The organism is Variovorax sp. PvP013 (assembly GCF_050435945.1).
Taxonomy (GTDB): domain Bacteria; phylum Pseudomonadota; class Gammaproteobacteria; order Burkholderiales; family Burkholderiaceae_C; genus Variovorax.
Genome location: NZ_JBNDLF010000001.1, coordinates 1,144,475 through 1,166,001, shown reverse-complemented (window position 1 = coordinate 1,166,001; position 21,527 = coordinate 1,144,475). Strand labels below are relative to the sequence as shown.

Annotated in this window: 19 protein-coding genes; 10 read left to right on the top strand and 9 right to left on the bottom strand. The window is 71.2% G+C overall.

Annotated features, from left to right (window positions below):
• From ABID77_RS05565 to ABID77_RS05555, 3 genes are all read right to left on the bottom strand, one after another.
• Positions 1–1,701 carry an electron transfer flavoprotein-ubiquinone oxidoreductase gene (locus tag ABID77_RS05565; RefSeq protein ID WP_429592017.1) on the bottom strand — a complete coding sequence of 567 codons (1,701 nt, stop codon included), beginning with the start codon at positions 1,699–1,701 and terminating at the stop codon, positions 1–3.
• Between the two features lie 232 nt (positions 1,702–1,933).
• Positions 1,934–3,268, bottom strand: a complete 1,335-nt coding sequence (locus tag ABID77_RS05560; RefSeq protein WP_429593311.1) for a sensor histidine kinase — start codon at positions 3,266–3,268, stop codon at positions 1,934–1,936.
• Between the two features lie 29 nt (positions 3,269–3,297).
• Positions 3,298–3,972 carry a response regulator gene (locus ABID77_RS05555; protein ID WP_429592014.1) on the bottom strand — a complete coding sequence of 225 codons (675 nt, stop codon included), beginning with the start codon at positions 3,970–3,972 and terminating at the stop codon, positions 3,298–3,300.
• A 147-nt stretch (positions 3,973–4,119) separates the two neighbouring features.
• On the opposite strand from ABID77_RS05555, the gene ABID77_RS05550 reads away from it, so the two are divergent.
• The gene (locus ABID77_RS05550; RefSeq protein WP_429592011.1) at positions 4,120–4,845 is read left to right on the top strand and encodes a phosphatase PAP2 family protein; all 726 of its coding nucleotides are present in this window, start codon (positions 4,120–4,122) and stop codon (positions 4,843–4,845) included.
• A 97-nt stretch (positions 4,846–4,942) separates the two neighbouring features.
• Positions 4,943–6,664, top strand: coding sequence for a phosphoethanolamine transferase (locus ABID77_RS05545; protein ID WP_429593308.1), 1,722 nt, complete (start codon positions 4,943–4,945; stop codon positions 6,662–6,664).
• Here ABID77_RS05545 and ABID77_RS05540 read toward each other — a convergent pair.
• From ABID77_RS05540 to ABID77_RS05530, 3 genes are read right to left on the bottom strand one after another with little or no spacing between them, the layout of a single operon-like run.
• Positions 6,643–7,284: a peroxidase-related enzyme gene (locus ABID77_RS05540; RefSeq protein ID WP_429592009.1), complete on the bottom strand. Its 642-nt coding sequence runs from the start codon at positions 7,282–7,284 to the stop codon at positions 6,643–6,645. The two genes, ABID77_RS05545 and ABID77_RS05540, sit on opposite strands and share 22 nt — an antisense overlap.
• A 49-nt stretch (positions 7,285–7,333) precedes the next feature.
• Complete coding sequence (gene eutC, locus ABID77_RS05535; RefSeq protein WP_429592006.1) at positions 7,334–8,248, bottom strand: ethanolamine ammonia-lyase subunit EutC; 915 nt, start codon at positions 8,246–8,248, stop codon at positions 7,334–7,336.
• Position 8,249: 1 nt separating this feature from the next.
• The gene (locus ABID77_RS05530; protein WP_429592003.1) at positions 8,250–9,644 is read right to left on the bottom strand and encodes an ethanolamine ammonia-lyase subunit EutB; all 1,395 of its coding nucleotides are present in this window, start codon (positions 9,642–9,644) and stop codon (positions 8,250–8,252) included.
• Between the two features lie 194 nt (positions 9,645–9,838).
• Here ABID77_RS05530 and ABID77_RS05525 point away from each other — a divergent pair, with 194 nt between their 5' ends.
• Positions 9,839–10,219, top strand: a complete 381-nt coding sequence (locus ABID77_RS05525) for an FKBP-type peptidyl-prolyl cis-trans isomerase (protein WP_429592000.1) — start codon at positions 9,839–9,841, stop codon at positions 10,217–10,219.
• A 75-nt stretch (positions 10,220–10,294) separates the two neighbouring features.
• On the opposite strand, the gene ABID77_RS05520 is transcribed toward ABID77_RS05525, so the two are convergent.
• Both ABID77_RS05520 and ABID77_RS05515 read right to left on the bottom strand, forming a co-directional pair.
• Positions 10,295–11,890, bottom strand: coding sequence for a glucan biosynthesis protein (locus ABID77_RS05520; protein ID WP_429591997.1), 1,596 nt, complete (start codon positions 11,888–11,890; stop codon positions 10,295–10,297).
• Positions 11,891–11,949: 59 nt separating this feature from the next.
• Complete coding sequence (locus ABID77_RS05515; protein ID WP_429591994.1) at positions 11,950–12,567, bottom strand: LuxR C-terminal-related transcriptional regulator; 618 nt, start codon at positions 12,565–12,567, stop codon at positions 11,950–11,952.
• 110 nt (positions 12,568–12,677) lie between these two features.
• Here ABID77_RS05515 and ABID77_RS05510 point away from each other — a divergent pair, with 110 nt between their 5' ends.
• The 3 genes from ABID77_RS05510 to ABID77_RS05500 all read left to right on the top strand — a co-directional run bounded on the left by ABID77_RS05510 (position 12,678) and on the right by ABID77_RS05500 (position 16,242).
• Positions 12,678–13,493 (top strand): CoA transferase subunit A, encoded by an 816-nt coding sequence (locus ABID77_RS05510; protein ID WP_429591991.1) that lies wholly within the window; start codon positions 12,678–12,680, stop codon positions 13,491–13,493.
• A gap of 2 nt (positions 13,494–13,495) precedes the next feature.
• Positions 13,496–14,140, top strand: a complete 645-nt coding sequence (locus ABID77_RS05505) for a CoA transferase subunit B (protein WP_429591989.1) — start codon at positions 13,496–13,498, stop codon at positions 14,138–14,140.
• Between the two features lie 743 nt (positions 14,141–14,883).
• Complete coding sequence (locus ABID77_RS05500; protein WP_429591986.1) at positions 14,884–16,242, top strand: sigma 54-interacting transcriptional regulator; 1,359 nt, start codon at positions 14,884–14,886, stop codon at positions 16,240–16,242.
• Between the two features lies 1 nt (position 16,243).
• Here the strand turns inward: ABID77_RS05500 and ABID77_RS05495 are convergent, their stop codons facing one another.
• On the bottom strand, positions 16,244–17,146 hold the full coding sequence (locus ABID77_RS05495; protein WP_429591983.1) for a LysR substrate-binding domain-containing protein: 903 nt from the start codon (positions 17,144–17,146) through the stop codon (positions 16,244–16,246).
• 134 nt (positions 17,147–17,280) lie between these two features.
• On the opposite strand from ABID77_RS05495, the gene ABID77_RS05490 reads away from it, so the two are divergent.
• The 4 genes from ABID77_RS05490 to ABID77_RS05475 are packed head-to-tail and all read left to right on the top strand — an operon-like array spanning position 17,281 to position 21,510.
• Positions 17,281–18,804 (top strand): CoA-acylating methylmalonate-semialdehyde dehydrogenase, encoded by a 1,524-nt coding sequence (locus ABID77_RS05490; RefSeq protein WP_429591980.1) that lies wholly within the window; start codon positions 17,281–17,283, stop codon positions 18,802–18,804.
• Positions 18,801–19,223, top strand: coding sequence for a lysozyme inhibitor LprI family protein (locus ABID77_RS05485; protein WP_429591977.1), 423 nt, complete (start codon positions 18,801–18,803; stop codon positions 19,221–19,223). Before ABID77_RS05490 ends, ABID77_RS05485 begins: the two co-directional genes overlap by 4 nt.
• Positions 19,220–20,368, top strand: a complete 1,149-nt coding sequence (locus tag ABID77_RS05480) for an acyl-CoA dehydrogenase family protein (RefSeq protein ID WP_429591974.1) — start codon at positions 19,220–19,222, stop codon at positions 20,366–20,368. The genes ABID77_RS05485 and ABID77_RS05480 overlap by 4 nt, the downstream gene beginning before the upstream one ends.
• Entirely contained in the window at positions 20,365–21,510 is a 1,146-nt protein-coding gene (locus ABID77_RS05475; protein WP_429591971.1) for an enoyl-CoA hydratase/isomerase family protein, read from the top strand. Before ABID77_RS05480 ends, ABID77_RS05475 begins: the two co-directional genes overlap by 4 nt.
• The last annotated feature ends 17 nt before the right edge of the window (positions 21,511–21,527 follow it).

The window sequence follows — 21,527 nt, the reverse complement described above, 5'->3', positions numbered from 1 at the left end:
CTACATGCCGACGTAGTTCGGCCCGCCGCCGCCCTCGGGGGTGACCCAGACGATGTTCTGCGTCGGGTCCTTGATGTCGCAGGTCTTGCAGTGCACGCAGTTCTGGGCGTTGATCTGCAGGCGTTCCTTGCCGGCGTTGGCCTCGTCGGGCACGTACTCGTAGACCCCCGCCGGGCAGTAGCGCTGCTCGGGCCCGGCGTACTCCGGCAGGTTGATGCGCGTGGGCACCGTCGGGTCCTTGAGCGTGAGGTGCGCCGGCTGGTTCTCCTCGTGGTTCGTGTTGCTGATGAACACGCTCGAGAGCTTGTCGAAGGTGAGCTTGCCGTCGGGCTTCGGATACACGATCTTCTTGCACTCGGCCGCGGGCTTCAGGCGCGCGTGGTCGGCCTCGGTGCGGTGGATCGTCCACGGGATGTGGCCGCGCAGCACCAACTGCTCGACGCCGGTCATGATGGTCGCGACCGTCAGGCCCTTCTTGAACCACTGCTTGAAGTTGCGCGCCTTGTGCAGCTCGGTGTGCAGCCAGCTGCGCTCGAAGGCCGCCGGGTAGTCGGTCAGTTCGTCGTGCGAGCGGCCGGCGTCGATGGCGGCGAAGGCGGCGTCGGCCGCGAGCATGCCGGTCTTGATCGCCGCGTGGCTGCCCTTGATGCGGCTCGCGTTCATGTAGCCCGCCTCGCAGCCCACCAGCACGCCGCCGGGGAACACCGTCTTGGGCAGGGCGAGCAGGCCGCCGGCGGTGATGGCGCGCGCGCCGTAGCTCAGGCGCTTGGGCGCCTTCAGGCCCTGGTCCTGGCCCTCGAAGTACCAGCGGATGTTCGGATGCGTCTTGAAGCGCTGGAACTCCTCGAACGGGCTCAGGTGCGGGTTCTGGTAATCGAGCCCGACCACGTAGCCGATGACGAGCTGGTTGTTCTCCGCGTGGTAGATGAAGGAGCCGCCGTAGGTGTCCGACTGCAGGGGCCAGCCGGCCGTGTGCACGGCCAGGCCCGGCTCGTGGCGCGCCGGGTCGATCTCCCACAGCTCCTTGATGCCGATGCCGTAGCTCTGCGGGTCCTTGCCCTCGGCCAGGTTGTACCTGGCGATGAGCTGGCGCCCGAGGTGGCCGCGCGAGCCCTCGGCGAAGACGGTGTACTTGCCGTGGAGTTCCATGCCCAGCTGGAAGGCCTCGGTGGGCTCGCCGTCCTTGCCGATCCCCAGGTTGCCCGTGGCGACGCCGCGCACCTTGCCGTCGTCGGTGTAGAGCACCTCGGCCGCCGGGAAGCCGGGGAAGATCTCCACGCCGAGCTCCTCGGCCTGCTGGGCCAGCCACTTGGTGACGTTGCCCAGGCTGACGATGTAGTTGCCGTCGTTGTGGAAGTTCGCCGGCAGGGCGAAGTTGGGCGTGCGGGTGGCGCCGCGCTCGCTCAGCATCAGGAAGGTGTCGGCGGTCACGGGCTGGTTGAGCGGGGCGCCGCGCGCCTTCCAGTCGGGGATGAGCTCGGAGAGCGCGCGCGGGTCCATGATGGCCCCGGAGAGGATGTGGGCGCCGGGCTCGGAGCCCTTCTCCAGCACGACGACCGAGACTTCCTTGTCGTAGAGCGCGGCGAGCTGCTTCAGGCGGATCGCCGTCGACAGCCCGGCGGGGCCGCCGCCCACCACGACCACGTCGTATTCCATGGCTTCGCGCGGGCCGTACTGGGCGAGGATTTCTTCTGGGGTCATGGCGGGTGAGACGTCGCTGTGGGGTTGGATCGGTGTCGCCGTCGCCGCGTGCATGGCGCGGCGACGTGCGTGAGGGACACCGTGCGTTATGGCACGGCCGTCGGTCATTCTATGTACGGCGATATCGACAACCGCAGCGTTCGCGGGCGGTCGGCCGTCGCGTCTGCGACCCCGTCGACAGGCGTGCCGTGCTACGTCGCGACGCGCCGGTGCGGCCTCGCGGCGGCGCGGTTCAGGCCGGGCGCAGCACGATGCGGGCCTCGAAGCCCTGGGGCCGGCCCGGCGGCGGCGAGGCCAGTTCGAGCCGCGCCTCGTGCTTGTGCACGATGGTCGCGACGATCGACATCCCCAGCCCGTAGCCGGCGCGTTCCTGGGCGTGGCGCACGTGGCGCTGGCGCAGCGTCGCGAGCTCGTCCGGCGTCACGCCCGGCCCGGCGTCGCGCACGATCAGCACGCCTCCGGGCCGCACCTCGATCTCGACCGGGCTCGCACCGGCATGGCGCAGCGCGTTCTCCACCAGGTTGCGCAGCGCGATGGCCAGGCCGTCGAAATCGCCCAGCACGATCGGCGCGTCGCCACGGTCGGGCACCTTCAGGTCGAGCCGGTCGAGCACCCGCTCGTCCTCCCAGAACTCCTGCGCCACGGTGGCGGCCAGCCGCACCAGGTCGACCCGCGCGCGCGTGAGCGAGGCGCCCGACTCGGCGCGCGAGAGCTGCAGCAGCCGCTCGGTGCGGTGGCTGAGCATGCGCAGTGCCTCCAGCGCCGCGACCACGTCCTCGCGCCGCAGGTCGGCGTCGAGCGCGGTCTGCAGGCGCAGCCGGGCGGCGGCCAGGGGCGTGCGCAATTCGTGGGCGGCGTTGGCCGCGAGCGCGCGTTCCACGTCCAGCGACTGCGACAGGCGCTCCAGGAGACGGTTGACGTGGTCGCCCACCAGCTGCAGTTCCTGCGGCAGGCCGGGCAGGGCGATCGGCTGCAGGTGCGTGCCGTTGCGCCGGCCGATCTCGGCGGCCAGGCGCACCAGCACCTCCAGCTCCTGGCGGGCGATGCGCCGCAGCAGCAGCGCCAGCAGCGGCAGGGCCGCGCCCAGCGGGATCACCAGCCCGAGCAGCGTGCGGTTGAGCGCGTGGCGGCGCTCGTCGAGCGGGTCGGCCACCTGCAGGAACAGCGGCCGGCTCGGGTGCTGCACGGTGTAGATGCGCCAGGCGGCGTTGGCGGCGAAGCCGGGCGCCACCGGCACGTCGAAGGTGCCCGGCGGCGTCTCGGCCGAGCGCACCAGCACGCGCTCGCCGCTGTCGACGACCTGGTAGATCACCGCCGCGTCCTGGAACGTGGGCGTCGGCGCGATCAGCGGTTGCGTGCCCGCCGGGTTCGCCGCGTGCGCGTCGACGTCCTGGATCGCGATGTCGAACATCCGGTGCGAGACCTCGACCAGTTCGTTGTCGAAGTTGTGGTTGATCTCCCGGTCGACGTACCACACCACGCCCAGCACGCCGAGCAGCCAGGCGCCGCCGATCCACAGGATCAGGGTGCGGATGAGGCGCCCGGCGAGCGTGCTGGGCCGCTCCATGCCGGGCAGCAGCGGTCGGCCGTGAGGCCTCACCCGGCGTCCCCGCCGGTGTGCACCAGCCGGTAGCCCAGGCCGCGCAGGGTCTGGATGTGGGTGCGGCCGAGCTTGCGGCGCAGGCGGCTGATGAAGACCTCCAGTGTGTTGCTGTCGGCCTCCTCGTCGAAGCCGTAGAGCGCGTTCTGCAGGCTCTCGCGCGTGTGGATGCGGTCCGGGCGCGTGGCCATCACGCGCAGCAGCGCCCATTCCTTCTGCGTCAGCGTCACGGGCAGGCCGTGCTCGCGCACCACCTCGCGCGCCAGGTCGATCTGCAGGCTGCCCAGGGTCAGCACCGGCGCGTTGGCGGCGCTGCGCCGGCGCTCCACCGCGCGCAGCCGCGCCAGCAGCTCGCCGGGGTCGTAGGGCTTGACGAGGTAGTCGTCGGCGCCGGCGTCCAGGCCGCGGATGCGGTCGGTGACCTGGTCGCGCGCGGTCAGCACGATGACGATCGGGCGGTCCTTCAGGGCGCGGATCTGCGGCAGCAGCGACAGGCCGTCGCCGTCGCCCAGGTGCAGGTCGAGCAGCACGGCGGCATATTGCGCGCCGTGCAGCGCGGCGCCGGCCGCCGCGAGGCTGGGCACGGCGTCGACCACGAAAGCTTTGGCGCGCAGGTAGCCGCAGACGGCTTCCGACAGGGCCACGTCGTCTTCGACCAGCAGTACGCGCACGGGGATTCCTTGGTCTGTGGGTGGGAGAGGGAAGGGGAAGGGGCGGCGGAGCGCCGCAGCGCGGAGTCTATCGGCCGGCGCGGTCCCGGGGCTTCAGGCTGCGTTAAGCGAGCCTGCCTAGGCTCGGGAGTTTTGAGGATGGCTGCATTGAATGCTTCGCGTGGCGCAACGGATCGCCTTCTCTTCTTCCTCACCGCCGTCGCCTTCGTGCTGATCGGGCTGTGGGACGTCTCGGGCCTGGACCTCGCGCTGGCGCGGCTGGCCGGCGGTGCCGACGGCTTCGCCTGGCGCGACGACCGCGCCGTCGTCCTGGGCCTGCACGAGATCCCGCGCTTCCTGAGCATGGTCGGCGTGGCCGCGCTGGCCGTGGCCGTGTGCAGGCCGTTCGGCGTGCTGCGCCGACTCGACGCGCGCGCGCGACTGCGGCTCGTGCTGAGCGTGGTGGTCGCGCTGGCGGCCGTGTCCCTGCTCAAGAACACCAGCCGCAGCAGCTGTCCGTGGGACTTGGCCGAGTTCGGCGGCGCGGCGCGCTACGTGTCGCACTGGGACTGGGGCCTGCGCGACGGCGGACCGGGGCGCTGCTTTCCGGCCGGCCATGCCTCGGCCGCGTTCGCCTTCCTGGCGGGCTGGTTCGCGTTGCGTCGTGCGGCGCCGAGGGCGGCGAGGACCTGGCTGGTCGCGACGGTGGTGGCCGGTTGCGTGCTGGGGCTGGCCCAGCAGTGGCGCGGCGCGCACTACATGAGCCACACGCTGTGGACGGCCTGGGTCTGCTGGAGCGTGGCCCTGGCGATCGACGTCGCCGCCCGGCATCGGGATGCGCGCGTGAAGGAATCCACGATCGCTCCCGCCGTTGCGAAGCTGAACGAATCCTGATCGATGCATTCAGGCGCAAGTCAGTACCGGCCGACATGATGGCCGGGTGACTTCCTCCACCTTCGACCTGCTGACGCATCGGACCTCGCCCGCCGACATCCCTTCGCCCTTCGAGCGTCCGTCCGGCGGCTGGCGCGCCGTCGACGCCTGGCTGTCGCGGCCGCGCTCGCCCCGCTTCGTCGTCGGCGTCCTCAGCCTCTACCTGCTGGTGGCGGCCAACTGGCCCCTGTGGCTCGAACTCGCCCGCATCGACGGCGCGCCGAGCCTGTACCTGCGCTCGATCGCGACGATGGCCGTGCTGGCGGGCTTCGGCACCGCCGCCGTGCTCGCGCTGACCGCCTGGACGCGCGGCATGAAGCCGCTGTGGTTCACCGTCGTGCTCGTCGCCGCCGTCGCGCAGCACTACATGCTGACCTACCGCGTCGTGATGGACCCGACGATGGCGGCCAACGCATTGCAGACCGACTTCCACGAGACGCGCGACCTGCTCGGCTGGCGCATGCTGCTCAACGTGGCGCTGGTGGCGTCGCCGGCGGCCGTGTGGCTGTGGCGCGTGCGCCTGCTGCCGATGTCCGCCTGGGGGCAGGTCTGGCGCAACGCGGCGATGTGCGTCGCGGCGCTGGCGGTGGTGGTGGCGAGCGTGCTGGTCACCTCGCGCGAACTCGCGCCGATGATGCGCAACCACGTCACGCTGCGCTACATGGTCAATCCGCTGGCGAGCTTCTACTCGACCGGCCGGGTCGTCCTGAAGCCGCTGTTCGCGCACAAGCGCAAGCTGCTGCCGACCTCGGCCGGCGCGGGCCTCGGCGCCAGCTACGCGGCCCAGTCCAAGCCGCCGCTGTTCCTGGTGGTGGTGGGCGAGACCGCGCGCGCCGACCACTTCGCGCTCAACGGCTACGGCCGCGACACCACGCCCGAGCTCGCCGCGCGCGGCGTGGCCAGCTGGCGCAACGTGCACTCGTGCGGCACCAACACCCTGGCCTCGGTGCCGTGCATGTTCTCTCCGCTGGGCAAGGCGGACTACGAAGGCAACAAGGACGACCGCGAGAACCTGCTCGACGTGGCGCAGGCCGCCGGACTGGCCGTGCTGTGGATCGACAACCAGCCCGGCGGCTGCAAGGGCGTGTGCGACCGCGTGCCCAACGCGGACGCCCGCGTCGGGCTGGACGCCGCCGCGAAGGCCGCGCTGTGCAGCGACGACGAGTGCCTCGACGACGCGCTGCTCGTCGGCCTGGACCGCCGCATCGCGGCGCTGCCGGCCGAGCGCCGCGCCCGGGGCGTGCTGCTGCTGATGCACCAGATGGGCAGCCACGGGCCGGCCTACCACAAGCGCTCGTCGGCCGACATGAAGCGCTTCGCGCCCGAGTGCAAGACCAACGTGCTGGCCGACTGCAGCCACGGCGAGCTGATCAATGCCTACGACAACTCGATCGCCTACACCGACCGCTTCCTCGGCCGCGCCATCGACTGGCTCAAGACGCAGTCGCCGCGCCACGCCACCGGCCTGCTCTACCTGAGCGACCACGGCGAGTCGCTCGGCGAGTTCGGCCTGTTCCTGCACGGGCTGCCCTACCAGATGGCGCCGGAGGTGCAGAAGCACATCCCGATGGTGGCCTGGTTCGACCCCGGCCTGCAGGCCCGCGGCAAGCTGTCGACGGCCTGCCTGACGGCCGACCGCGACACCCCACTCACGCATGACAACCTCTATCACACGGTGCTGGGCGTGATGGACGTGACCACGCCGAGCTATCACCCCACGCTCGACGCCTTCGCGAAGTGCCGCGGCGCCGACCTCGCTCAGGCGCCGGCGGCGCGCTGAGGCCTGGGCACCCGGCCGAGCAGGTAGAACTCCGGGTTGGGCTGCATGCCGGCGAAGCTGGCCATGCGGTTGGACAGGCCGAAGAAGGACGTGATGGCGGCGATGTCCCAGATGTCCTCGTCGTCGAAGCCGTGGACGTGCAGGGCGGCGAAGTCGGCCTCGTCGATCTCGTGCGAGCGCTCGCAGACCTTCATGGCGAATTCCAGCATCGCGCGCTGGCGCGGCGCGATGTCGGCCTTGCGCCAGTTCACCGCCACCTGATCGGCCACCAGCGGCTTCTTCTCGTAGATGCGCAGCAGCGCGCCGTGCGCCACCACGCAATAGAGGCAGCGGTTGGCCGCGCTGGTGGCGGTGACGATCATCTCGCGGTCGCCCTGGGTGAGGTGGCCTTCCTCCTTGAGCATCAGGGCGTCGTGGTAGGCGAAGAAGGCGCGCCATTCGGCCGGGCGGCGCGCCAGCGCGAGGAACACGTTGGGCACGAAGCCGGCCTTCTCCTGCACCGCGAGGATGGCGTCGCGGATGTCCTCGGGCAGGTCGGCGAGGACGGCGGCGGGATAGCGTTCGCGCGGCGCGGAGGGCACGTGCGGATCGGGTCGGGTGGACGGGTCGGGCGATGTCATGACGTCTCCTGGGGGTCGGGCCGCCATGATGGCACCGTGGCGGCCGCGCTCAGCCGGGCAGGGCGGGCCGGGCGTCGGACGCCAGCACGGCCAGGTCGCTCTCGTCCTTGAGCGCGATGCCGGTCGCGCCGCGCCGCAGCGCCTCGCGCATCAGCCAGGCCAGCTTGAAGGCGGCGGCGTCGTGGGCCAGGCCTTCGGGGCGCACGTTGGAGATGCAGTTGCGCTCGGCGTCGTGGCGGCCGCGCCGGGGCGTGTGGGTGAGGTAGACGCCCAGGCTGTCCGGCGAACTCAGTCCCGGCCGCTCGCCCACCAGCATCACCGACATCGTCGCGCCGAAGGCCTCGCCGACCTCGTCGGCCAGCGCGACCCGGGCCTGCGTCGCGATCACGACGGGAGCCCGGAGCGTGTCGGGCGGCAGGTGCGGGCGCAGCGCGGCCAGCAGCGGCACGGCCTGGCGCTCGACGGCCAGCGACGACAGGCCGTCGCCGATCACGATGCAGACCTCGGCCGCCGTGCCGGTGCCGGCGGACCCGGCGCGCTCGCGCAGGCGCTGCGCGTCGTCGGCGTCGAGCCGGCGGCCGAGGTCGGGCCGGCGCAGGTAGGTGGCGCGGTCGACGGCCCGGCTGCGCACGCGCTCGACCGCCCAGCCCTGCGCCTCCAGTTGAACGGCCAGCGCGTCGACGTCGAGCGCGGCATGGATGGCGTCGCGCGCCATCGCGTGCGCCCAGCCGAAGCGCAATGTCTCGTCGGTCGGCATGCCCGTGCCGACCCGGCCGAGCGCCAGGCGCGCCGGGGTGGCGCGGCGCCAGTCGCGCCAGGGGTCGGGGGTGACCACCGGGGCGTCGGCACCGTCGCCGGACGGGGCGATGTCGCGCGGTGCCTCCGGTCGCAACGGGCCGTCCGCGCTGCCGTTGCCGACAGGGCCGGTGTCCTGGAGGTCGTCGGGTCGGTCGATGTCGCCCATGTCAGTTCTCCAGGGCGGCGAGGCCGCCCATGCCCGCGAGCAGGCCGCCGGCGCCCTGCGGCGCGAGGCGGCCGATCTCGTCGGTGATGCCCATGCGCCGCAGCCAGGCCTCGAATTCCGGTGCGCGCTTCAGGCCCAATGTCTCGCGCAGGAACAGCGCGTCGTGGAAGGAGGTGCTCTGGTAGTTGAGCATCACGTCGTCGGCGCCCGGCACGCCGATCAGGAAGGTCAGGCCGGCGGTGGCCAGCAGCACCAGCAGGGTGTCCATGTCGTCCTGGTCGGCCTCGGCGTGGTTGGTGTAGCAGACGTCGCAGCCGATCGGCAGCCCCAGCAGCTTGCCGCAGCAGTGGTCCTCCAGTCCGGCGCGGATGATCTGCTTGCCGTCGAACAAATACTCCGGTCCGATGAAGCCGACCACCGTGTTGATCAGCAATGGCCGGTAGCGCCGCGCCAGCGCATAGGCGCGCACCTCGCAGGTCTGCTGGTCGACGCCGAAGTGGGCATCGGCCGACAGCGCGCTGCCCTGGCCGGTCTCGAAGTACATGACGTTGTCGCCGACCGTGCCGCGATGGAGCGAGCGCGCCGCGTCGTGCGCCTCGTCGAGCAGCTCCGGCGTGACGCCGAAGGACAGGTTGGCCTTCTCCGTGCCGGCGATCGACTGGAACACCAGGTCGACCGGCGCCCCGGCCTCGGCCAGCCGGAGCGTGTTGGTGACGTGGGTCAGCACGCAGCTCTGCGTCGGGATCTCGAAGCGCTGGATCACCTCGTCGAGCAGGTGCAGCAGGCGGCCGAGCACCGGCAGGCTGTCCGACGCCGGGTTCAGGCCGATCACCGCGTCGCCGGCGCCGTAGAGCAGGCCGTCGAGCGTGGAGGCGGCCACGCCGCGCGGGTCGTCGCCCGGGTGGTTGGGCTGCAGCCGCACCGCCATGTGGCCCGGCAGGCCGATGGTGTTGCGAAAGCGCGTGACCACGCGGCACTTGCGCGCCACCGCGATCAGGTCCTGGTTGCGCATCAGCTTGGAGACGGCGGCCACCATCTCGGGCGTGAGGCCGGGAGCGAGGGCGGCGAGCGTTTCGGTCGTGGCGCGCTCGGACAGCAGCCAGTCCCGGAAGCCGCCGACTGTGAGGTGCGCCACCGGGGCGAAGGCGATCGCGTCGTGGCCGTCCATGATCAGGCGCGTGACGTTGTCGCTCTCGTAGGGGATCAGCGCCTCGGTCAGGAACTGCTTGAGGGGCGTGTCGGCCAGCACGTGGCGCGCGGCCATGCGCTGCTGGGCGGTGGCCGCGCCGATCTCCGCCAGGTAGTCGCCCGAGCGCGCCGGGCTGGCGCAGGCCATGACCTGCCTCAGGTCGTCGAAGGCGAAGACCTGGGCGTCGAGCGTGGTGCGGTAGCGCATCGGAAGAGCTCCTGGGAGAAATGTGGAACCGATCCACTGTGCCACCACGGCAAGGGCGATGCCATGCAGCGGGTTCCGGCCGGGATCTCCACGGTCGGCAGGGCAGGCCTGACCATAATCGGCCGGCTCCCATCCATCCAACGAGGTCCACCTTGAAGTCTTCCAAGTCTTTCCTTCTCGCAGGCGCGGTTTTCATGGCCGCGACGTCCGCCGCCTGGTCCCAGGCCCCGGCCCAGCCCGTCACCACCCCCAGCGGCCTGGTCTACCAGTCGCTCAAGGAAGGCACCGGCGCCTCGCCGGCGGCCAGCGACACCGTCAAGGTCCACTACCGCGGCACGCTGCTGGACGGCAAGGAATTCGACAGCTCCTACAAGCGCGGCGAGCCGATCGAGTTCCCGCTCTCCGGCGTCATCCCCTGCTGGACCGAGGGCGTGCAGAAGATGAAGCCCGGCGGCAAGGCCAAGCTGACCTGCCCGCCGGCCATCGCCTACGGCGCGCGCGGCGCCGGCGGCGTCATCCCGCCCAACGCGACGCTGAACTTCGAGGTCGAGCTGATCTCGATGCGCGGACGCTGAGCATCGCGGTCCCGGTGTCGCCCCCTGGAAGGGGGTTGGCGCAGCGACACGCGGTGCGCGAAGACCGGGGGCGAGCTAGAACGGCTGGTACTGGTAGAGCCAGGTCTCCGTCAGCGTCTGGTCGCCGGTCTTCAGGTAGAGCCGCATGTCGACCGGCTCGGTGCCCTCGACCGTGAAGTCGAACTGCGCGCGCCAATGGCCGGCGACGCCGTTGGGCACGGCCTCGGAGAAGATGTACGAGAAGCGCCCGCGCGAGGCGGTCAGCACCAGTTCCGGCTTGACGCCGAAGGGCAGGGTGGCGAGCGGCGCGCCGACGAACTCGACCATGAACTTGCGCACCCCGCCCGGGCGCGGCTGGCCGGGCTGGCCGCCGCGGCCGATGCGCGTGGCCACGCAGCGCCCGAGCGGCGAGGGAAAGGGCTCCTTGTCGGTCCAGTGCAGCCGGTACTTCAGCGTGTAGCTCGACCCGGCCTTCGCCGGCGCCTTGGGCACCCAGAAGGCGACCGTGTTGTCGTGGATCTCGTCGTCGGTCGGGATCTCGATGAGCTGCACCGCGCCCTCGCCCCAGTCGCCCAGCGGTTCGACCCACAGGCTCGGGCGCTTCTCGTAGAAGACGCCGTCCTGGTAGTGGTCGAAGGCGCGGTCGCGCTGCAGCAGGCCGAAGCCGCGCGGGCGCGTGTCGGCGAAGGCCGAGGCGCGCGTCTGCGTGGGGTTGTTGAGCGGGCGCCAGATGTGCTCGCCGGCGCCGTTCCACATCGCCAGGCCGTCGGAGTCGTGGACTTCGGGGCGCCAGTCGATGCCGGCGGGCTTGACGGTCTCGGAATACCAGTACATCGAGGTCAGCGGCGCGATGCCCAGGCGGGCGACGTCCTTGCGCAGGAACAGCTGGCAGTCGATGTCCATCAGCACGGCGGCGTCGCGCCGCATGACGAACTTGAAGGCGCCGGTGATGCTGGGGCCTTCGAGCAGGGCGTAGACGGTGACGCTCCTGCTGCCCTCGGCCGGCGGTTCGAAGTGGAAGCGGGTGAAGGTCGGGAATTCCTCCGGCCGGTCGGGCGCCGCCACGTCGATGGCGATGCCGCGCGCCGACAGGCCGTACTGGTAGAGCTCGCCGATGGCGCGGAAGTAGGAGGCGCCCAGGAAGGCGACCCAGTCGTTCTTCTTCCAGTCGAGCTTGGCTTGGTCGCCCAGGCGGCTTTCCTGCAGGCGGAAGCCGGCGAAGCCGGCGCCGTCGGGCAGCTGGCGCGCCGGGCTGTCGGCGGGCATGTCGAAATACGCCGCGTCGTAGAGGATCTCGCGCGAGAAGACGTCGCCGCCGGCGTTCTCCAGCACGTGCATGTGCACCGGCACCTGGAAGAAGCGCCCGAGGTGGAAGAAGGTGACCGGGTAGGCGCCGGGGCCGTCCTTGAAGAGAGCGCTGTCGGTGTCGAATTTGATCTTGCCGTGCGCTTCGTAGTCGATGCGCTCGAGCACGTCGGCCGGCAGGGCGCCGTCGACGACGTAGGGACTCGCGGCGAGCGAGCGGGCCTGCGCGGCGAGGCGTTCGAAGGAGAAGGGGGCCGGCTGGCCCAGCTTGAGCCCGGTGGCCGCGAGCGCGGCAGCGGGCAGTCCGAGGGAGGCGAGCGCGACGGAGGCGCTGCCGGCGGCGAGGAAGGATCGTCGATCTAGCATCCGGTGCATGGTACCGAAGGGTTCGGACACGAACGTGTATCCGGATGCCACCGGCGGATTCAGCCCGCCATCAGCTTCTGCACCAGTTCGGCGGTGGTCGCGGCGGCGTACTTGCGCATCAGGCGCGCCCGGTGCAACTCGACCGTGCGGTGGCTGATGCCCAGCACGCGGCCGATCTCCTTGGAGGTCAGGCCCTGCATGACCTGCGCCGCCACCTCGCGTTCGCGCGGCGTCAGGGCGGCCTTGGCCTGGCGGCGCGAGCCCAGGTCCTCGAAGGTCCAGATGCCCGACTCGTGCGGCCGGTCGCGGTTGAGCGCGTGGCCGGTGACGTGGCACCAGAAGGTCTCGCCGGCGAAGGCGCCGTGCAGGTCGCCCAGGCGGCGCATCATGCGGTGGTCGGCATAGCGACCGCTGGCGTTGAGGATCGGCACCAGGCGCCGGCCGATGCGCTCGAACTCCACCGCGCTCGGATAGAGCACCCGCAGCGACCGGCCCACCAGGTCGGCCTTGGTGGCGCCGAACATCTCGCACAGGCGCCGGTTGCAGTCGACGATCCCGCGTTCGCGCGAGAGCACCATGCCCACCGGCGCGTGCTCGAAGGCCAGGCGGTAGTCGATGCCGGCGGGGGCGCCGGTGCCGGTGTCGGTGCCGGCGGGGTCGTTCTCGGGGCTGTCCATTACGAATTACTACGTATGCGGGTACGTAGTATCGTTCCGGGGTTTTTCCGCACTGCATCATTGGGTTTTCCCGCCCACCCTCAACCCCCTCTCGCAAGGACCCCACACCCATGGCGAACAAGATCTATCCCTCCGCCGAGGCGGCGCTCCAAGGCGTCGTCGCCGACGGGCAGACGCTGGCCGTCGGCGGCTTCGGCCTCTGCGGCATCCCCGAGGCGCTCATCGACGCCCTGCGCGACTCGGGCGTCAAGGACCTCACCTGCGTGTCGAACAACGCCGGCGTCGACGGCTTCGGTCTGGGCAAGCTGCTGGAGACGCGGCAGATCAAGAAGATGGTCGCGAGCTACGTCGGCGAGAACAAGGAGTTCGAGCGCCAGTACCTGGCCGGCGAACTCGAGCTGGAGTTCACGCCCCAGGGCACGCTGGCCGAGAAGCTGCGCGCCGGCGGCGCCGGCATCCCGGCCTTCTTCACCAAGACCGGCGTGGGCACGCAGGTCGCCGAGGGCAAGGAACTGCGCGAGTTCGACGGCGAGACCTACGTCATGGAGCATTCCATCGTCCCCGACGTGGCGCTGGTCAAGGCCGACGTCGCCGACAAGTCCGGCAACCTGCGCTTCCGCCTGACGGCGCGCAACTTCAACCCGGCCGCCGCGATGGCCGGCAAGGTCTGCATCGTGGAGGTCGAGCGCATCGTCGAGACCGGCGAGCTCGCGCCCGACGACATCCACCTGCCGGGCATCTACGTGCACCGCATCGTGCTCAACGCCCACCCGGAGAAGCGCATCGAGAAGCGCACCGTGAGCGCCGCCGCGCCGGTCGACGTCGCCGCCGCCAAGGTCGAGGCGCAGGCCGTGATCGCCCAGGCCGCCGTCATCGACGAGATCCCCGTGCCCACCGTGCCCGCCAACCGCAAAGAAGGAGCCTGAACATGCCCTGGACCCAAGATCAGATGGCCGCGCGCGCGGCCCAGGAACTCGAGGACGGCTTCTACGTGAACCTCGGCATCGGCATCCCGACGCTGGTGGCGAACTTCGTGCCGAAGGACAAGGAGGTCTGGCTGCAGAGCGAGAACGGCATGCTGGGCATCGGCGCCTTCCCGACCGAGGACGCGGTCGACGCCGACCTCATCAACGCCGGCAAGCAGACCGTCACCACGCTGCCGGGCTCGGCCATCTTCGGCAGCCACGAGAGCTTCGCCATGATCCGCGGCGGCAAGATCAACCTGTCGATCCTGGGCGCCATGCAGGTCAGCGCCGAGGGCGATCTCGCCAACTGGATGATCCCCGGCAAGATGGTCAAGGGCATGGGCGGCGCCATGGACCTGGTGGCCGGTGTCAAGCGCGTCATCGTGCTGATGGAGCACGTCGCGCGCAAGAAGGACGGCACCCAGGACCTGAAGATCCTGGAGAAGTGCTCCCTGCCGCTGACCGGCGTCGGCGTGGTCGACCGCATCATCACCGACCTGGCCGTCATCGACGTCACGCCCGAGGGCCTGAAGGTCGTCGAGCTGGCCGACGGCGTCACCTTCGAGGCCCTGCAGGCCAAGACCGGCGCGCCGCTCATCGCCGCCTGATCCGGACTCCCTTCCTCCGCCCGGCAGCGGCACCGGGCGGAGCCGTCGCGCCTGCCGGCGCGGCGATCGCGCCATCCGCGCCCCCTCGTTGTCCCCACCGCCATCGGCGGCGTCCGACCGGTCGCTCCGCGCGCCGCGACGGCGTCGTTCTTCCTCGTTTCCCTCTTCTCCAACGTCGTGGCGCAATGCCGCGGGTCGCCGCATGCCGGCGTTCCGGACAATTCGGCGTCGTCGCTCCAATAGGGTTCCGCAAATCGCATGCGGGTGCCGGTGGAATTGAGTGCCTATTCGCTCCGGCAATCGGCGTGCCCGTGTATCAATTCAGTGACAAAAATCGACGTCTATTCCGAATAAAAAAACAATTGTCGTTTCGCGACAAGGGTTTGATGAATTGTTCGGGTCGTTGGGCGACCGGAGGATGAATGTGCTCATCGTTCTTCCGAAGGATGGGTTTTTGAAATGATATGCAGTAGCCGGGCTTTCTCGCCGATGAATTTGAATTGGAAACTTACAAGTTTTTCGGTCGTGATCGAGCGACCGTATTAACGTGTGGATACGATTGCCAATTGCGCAATCAGGATCACCAATAACAAAGGAGGGTTTTCATGGAACATGTGAAAACCGAGATGAAGGCTCGCATTGCGGCCCCGCCCCGGACGGCGTTCTTTCTTCCACCCGCATCGACTTCGCGCAGGCTCGCCGCACGGCCCGCGACGTCGCGCTAGCGCGTGGACATGCAAGCCATGGCCGGACGCAAGGTGCTGTGCGTCGCTCCGGGCGCGCGGCCCGCGGGACTGGATGCGCAGCTGCGCACCCAGGGCTGGGACGTGATCTGGGCCGACGACCTGGCCGGCGCGCGGCGCCTGCAGGCCCAGCTCCAGGTCCGGCTGTGCCTGCTGCTGCTCGACCGCCTGAACACCGCGCTCACGATGCAGATCGAGGCGGCCGTGCGCTCGATCGCGGACCTGGAATGGGTCGCGGCGGTGCCGCCGGGAGCGCTGGAGCTGCCGGAGTTCCGCGAGCTCCTGCTCGACGCCTTCCTCGACTTCCACGTCGGACCGATCCAGGCCGACAGCCTGCTGCCGATGCTGTCGTACGCGCACCGCCGCACGGTGCTGCGCGCCTCGCTGCGCGACGCGTCGGCGGGCGAGGCGACGGCCGACCTGGGACTGGTCGGGCGCAGTCCGGCGATGGCGCTGCTGCGGCGCCAGATCGTCAAGCTGGCCGCGACCGACGCGCCGGTGCTCATCGACGGCGAACGCGGCAGCGGCAAGGATCTGGTGGCGCAGGCGATCCACCGACGCTCGGCGCGCGCGGCGGGGCCGTTCGTCGCCGCGCACTGCAGCACGCGCGTTCCCGCCGACATCCGCACCGAGGTCTTCGGACCGGATTCGGTCCACGGCGGCGGCGCGGAGGCGGCGGGCAGCCTGCTGGCGTCGGCGCACGAGGGCACGCTGTTCCTCGACGGCGTCAACGACCTGCCGGCCGACGCGCAGGCCCGCCTGCTGCGGCTGCTGCAGGAACGCACCGAGCGGCGCCTGGGGCTGGGCGCGGGCCAGGGGCCGGTGGTGGACGTGCGCGTGATCGCCGCCTCGCAGGTCGAGCTGTCGGAAGCGGTGGCGCAGGGCCGGTTCCGGGAGGACCTCTTCGACCGGCTCGACGTGCTGTCCATCACGGTGCCGCCCTTGCGCGAGCGCAAGGACGACATCGCGCTGCTCGCGCGCCATTGCCTCCAGCGCTGCGCCGCCGAGCGCAAGACGCGCGTCGAGGGCTTCGGTCGCCAGGCCATCGACGCCATGCTGGCCCACGACTGGCCGGGCAACGTGCGCGAACTCTTCAATCGCGTCCAGCGCGCGGTGGTCATGACCGACCGGCGGCTGATCTCGCCGGCCGATCTCGAGCTCGGCCCGGGCGGCGAGGCGGGCGACGCCCGCCACGTGGGCCTGGACGCCGCCCGCATGCGCGCCGAGCGCGAGGCCATCCGCACGGCGCTGGCGCGCGGCGGCCACAACGTCTCGCGCGCCGCGCGCGAACTCGGCGTCTCGCGCATGACGCTCTACCGGCTGATGGCCAAGCACCGGCTGGCCAACGAGGAGGCGTGAGTCAGGGCGGCGGCGGCGCGGGCGACAGCACGTCGCGCTGCGCCGCCGCCGTCTCGCGCACGAAGGCCCAGGTGGCCTGCAGGCGCGCGACGTGCCGGGTCTCCTCGGGCATCGACATCCAGAAGGTGCGCGTGAACCGCGCCTGCTCCGGCAGCACCGCGCGCAGCGACGCGTCGCCCCCGGCGAGGAAGGCCGGCAGCACGGCGATGCCCGCCCCGGCGGCCACGGCGGCGTGCTGCGCCAGGATGCTGGTGCTGCGCAGCGTGAAGGCGTCGGGCCGCCCGAGCTCGTCGAGGTAGTGCAGCTCCTTGCTGAAGAGCAGGTCGTCGACGTAGCCGATGAAGCGGTGGCCGCGCAGGTCCTCGCGCGCGACGATGGGCGGGTGCGCGGCGAGGTACGCCTGCGAGGCATAGAGCCGCAGCGCGTAGTCGCACAGCCGGGTCACCACGACCGCACCGCGCGTCGGGCGCTCCAGCGAGATGACGATGTCGGCCTCGCGCCGCGACAGGTTCACCAGCCGCGGCAGCGCCAGCAGGTCGACCACCAGCCGCGGATGGCGCTGCGCGAACAGCGCCAGCCGGGGCGCCAGCACGGCGGTGCCGAAGCCCTCCGTCGCGCCGATGCGCACCACGCCCGACAGGCCCTCGCCCGAGGCCGGCGCCGCGCGCTCGATGCGCCGAAAGGCCGTCTCCATGGCCTCGACCTGCGGCTGCAGGGCACGCCCGGCCTCGGTCAGCCGGTGGCCGAGCGCCTCGCGCGTGAACAGCGGGGCGCCGACCTGCTTTTCCAGCGCCTGGATGCGGCGCGCGACGGTGGTGTGGTCGACCGCCAGGCGCCGCGCGGCGCCCTGCAGCGTGCCGGCGCGGGCGAGTTCGAGGAAGAAGCGCAGGTGGTCCCAGTCCATGCGGCGCATTCTGCATCCGTGCAAAGCGTGCGCGCGTTTCTGTCTATTGCCACGGCAAAAGTGCAAAGCTAGCATGTCCCTCGACCCGGACCCTTCCAACGCGATCCCGACCGACAACGAAAGAGACAGACACCATGGATGCCACCACCACGCCGACCGTCGAGGTCGCCACCGTCAAGCTGCTCATCGGCGGCCGGTTCGTCGAATCGACGACCACCGAATGGCGCGACGTCGTCAACCCGGCCACGCAGGAGGTGCTCGCGCGCGTGCCCTTCGCCACCGCCGCCGAGGTCGACGCCGCCGTGGCTTCGGCCCAGGGTGCCTTCAGGACCTGGCGCAAGACGCCCGTGGGCGCGCGCTCGCGCATCTTCCTGAAGTACCAGCAGCTCATCCGCGAGCACATGGGCGAGCTCGCCGCCATCCTGACGGCCGAGCAGGGCAAGACCCTGCCCGACGCCGAGGGCGATGTCTTCCGCGGCCTGGAGGTGGTCGAGCACGCGGCGGGCATCGGCAACCTGCAGCTCGGCGAGCTGGCCAACAACGTCGCCAACGGCGTCGACACGTACACGCTGCTGCAGCCGCTGGGCGTGTGCGCGGGCATCACGCCGTTCAACTTCCCGGCCATGATCCCGCTGTGGATGTTCCCGATGGCCATCGCCACGGGCAACACCTTCGTGCTCAAGCCCTCCGAGCAGGACCCGATGGTCACCATGCGCCTGTGCGAGCTGGCGCTGGAGGCCGGCGTGCCCCCGGGCGTGCTCAACGTCGTGCACGGCGGCGAGGCGGTCGTCAACGCGATCTGCGACCACCCCGACATCAAGGCGATCTCCTTCGTCGGCTCGACCCGGGTCGGCACCCACGTCTACCACCGGGCCTCGGCCACCGGCAAGCGCGTGCAATGCATGATGGGCGCGAAGAACCACGCCATCGTCATGCCCGACGCCAACAAGGAGCAGACGCTCAACGCGCTGGCCGGGGCCAGCTTCGGCGCCGCCGGGCAGCGCTGCATGGCGGTGTCGGTGGCGGTGCTGGTGGGCGAGGCGCGCCAGTGGGTGCCCGACCTGGTGGCCAAGGCGAAGACGCTGCGGATCGGCGCCGGCACCGACCCGGGCGTCGACGTCGGACCGCTGGTGTCCTGCGCCGCCTACGACCGCGTCAACGGCCTGATCGAGCGCGGCGTGGCCGACGGCGCCACGCTGGCCCTCGACGGCCGCAAGCCCACCGTGCCCGGCTACGAGCGCGGCAACTTCGTCGGCCCGACCGTGTTCGCCGACGTCACGCCCGGCATGACGATCTACGAGCAGGAGATCTTCGGCCCCGTGCTGTGCACCGCCAACGCCGAGACGCTCGACGAGGCCATCGCGCTCATCAACGCCAACCCCAACGGCAACGGCACGGCGATCTTCACGCAGTCGGGCGCGGCGGCGCGGCACTTCCAGGAGGAGATCGACGTCGGCCAGGTCGGCATCAACGTGCCGATCCCGGTGCCGGTGCCGATGTTCTCCTTCACCGGCTCGCGCGCCTCCAAGCTCGGCGACCTCGGCCCCTACGGCAAGCAGGTCGTCATGTTCTACACGCAGACCAAGACCGTGACGGCGCGCTGGTTCGACGACGCCAGCCTGGGCCAGGGCGTCAACACCACCATCAGCCTGAAGTGAACGGCGCCGCCCCACGACGACCGGGCCTGCGGGCGGCCGCGCGCGCGCTCGCCGTCGTGCTCCTGGCGGGCGCCGGCCTCGTCGGTACCGCCGGGGCGGCCGACGACGCCGACCCGTCCACCTGCCGGCCCGACGGCAACCAGCAGCAGATGAACGCCTGCGCCGTGCGCGACTGGCGCGCCGCCGACGCCGCGCTCAACATCCGCTACCGCGAGGTCATGGCCGAGCTGCCGGCCGGCCCGCGCGTCGCGCTGCGCCAGGAACAGCGCGAGTGGCTGCGGCGCCGCGACCCGGCGTGCAAGACCGAGGCGCGCCCGAGCGAGGGCGGCTCCATCTGGCCGCTGGCGTTCTACGGCTGCCTGGAAAAATCGACCCGCGAGCGCACCGCCGCGCTCGACGCCTGGAGGGGCCGCCGATGAATTTCGAACTCTCCGAGGAACAGCTCGCCTTCGCGCAGACCGCGCGCGACTTCGCCGTCGCCGAGTTCGCGCCGCACGCCGCGCGTTGGGACGCCGAGGCCTTCTTCCCGCGCGAGGCCATCGCCAGGGCCGGCGAGCTGGGCTTCTGCGGCCTCTACGCGCCCGAGCGCATCGGCGGCCTCGCGCTGCCGCGCCTGGACGCCACGCTGGTGTTCGAGGAGATGGCGGCCGTCGACCCCTCGACCACCGCCTTCCTCACCATCCACAACATGGCGACCTGGATGCTGGGCACCTGGGGCGGCGAGGCGGTGCGCGAGCGCTGGGGCGAGGACCTGACGGCCGGCCGCAGGCTGGCGTCGTACTGCCTGACCGAACCGGGCGCGGGCTCCGACGCCGGCTCGCTCAAGACGCGCGCGCGGCTCGACGGCGGCGCGTACGTCATCGACGGCGGCAAGGCCTTCATCTCCGGCGCCGGCGCGACCGACGTGCTGATCGTCATGGCGCGCACGGGCGGCGGCGGGGCGGGCGGGGTCTCGGCCTTTGCGGTGCCGGCCGACGCCCCCGGCATCGGCTACGGCAAGAAGGAGCACAAGATGGGCTGGAACAGCCAGCCCACGCGCACCATCGCCTTCGACGGCGTGCGCGTGCCGGCCGACCACCTGCTGGGCGCCGAGGGCGAGGGCTTCCGCATCGCCATGAAGGGGCTCGACGGCGGGCGCGTCAACATCGCGACCTGCTCGGTCGGCGCGGCGCAGGGCGCGCTCGACGCCGCGCGCGGCTACCTGCACGACCGCAGGCAGTTCGGCCAGCCGCTCGCGAGCTTCCAGGCGCTGCAGTTCAAGTTCGCCGACATGGCGACCGAGCTGGTGGCGGCGCGGCAGATGGTGCGCCTGGCCGCCAGCCGGCTCGACGCCGGCCACCCCGACGCCGGCACCTACTGCGCGATGGCCAAGCGCTTCGCCACCGACATCGGCTTCAAGGTCTGCAACGACGCCCTGCAACTGCACGGCGGCTACGGCTACCTGGCCGACTTTCCGCTGGAGCGGCTGGTGCGCGACACGCGCGTGCACCAGATCCTCGAAGGCACCAACGAGATCATGCGGGTCATCGTGGCGCGCAAGGTCCTGGACAAGGACATCCGATGACCGAATCGACCACCGACCCGACGACCGACGCCGTCGTCCTCTTCAGGACCATTCCCACCGCCGGCGGCCGGCACTTCGGCGTCGCGACATTGAACGCGCCGGCCGCGCTCAACGCCCTGTCGGTCGACATGGTGCGCTTGCTGACGCCGCGGCTGCGCGCCTGGGCGGCCGACGACGACATCGTCGGCGTGGTGCTCGACGCGGCGGGCGAGAAGGCCTTCTGCGCCGGCGGCGACCTGCGCGCGCTCTACCGGACGCTGCTGGAGTGCAAGGACCGGCGCAACACCTACGCCGAGCGCTTCTTCGGCGAGGAGTACGAACTCGACCACCTGATCCACACCTATCCGAAGCCCTTCCTCGGCTGGGGCCACGGCATCGTGATGGGCGGCGGGGTCGGGCTGCTGTCGGGGGCGTCGCACCGCGTGGTCACCGAGGGCAGCCGCGTGGCGATGCCCGAGGTGAGCATCGGCCTCTATCCGGACGTCGGCGGCAGCTGGTTTTTGCGCCGCATGCCGGGTCGCACGGGCCTGTTCCTGGCCTTCACGGCGGCGCCGCTGAACGCGGCCGACGCGATCTTCTGCGGCCTGGCCGACGTGCTGGTGCCGCAGGCGGCCAAGGCGCAGGTGCTCGAAGCCATCTCCACCGCGCCGTGGCGCGGCGATCCGCAGAGCGACCGTGCGCTGCTGTCGAAGCTGCTGGCGCAGGCCGGGGAGGGCGCGGCCCCGCCGGCGTCGAAGCTGCGCGAGCACTTCGACCTGATCAACGCCACCCTGGCCGGCGACGACCTGCTGGAGATCGACGAGCGCCTGCGCGCCTTGCCCGAGCGCAGCGACGACCCCTGGCTGCAGACGGCCGCCAGGACCTATGCGCGCGGCGCGCCGAGCTCGGTCGCGCTGTCGTGGGCGCTGTGGCAGCGCGTGCCGCGCATGTCGCTGGCCGAAGTCTTCCGGCTCGAGTACCAAGCCTCGCTCGGCTGCTGCGCCCATGCCGACTTCGCCGAGGGCATCCGCGCCGTGCTGGTCGACAAGGACCGCGACCCGCGCTGGCACCCGGCCACGCTCGACGAGATCACGCCGGACTTCGTCGACGACCACCTGCGTCCACGTGGCGACATGGCGCCCGAACTCGTCGCGTTGTCCTGAACGAAGAGATAAAGGAG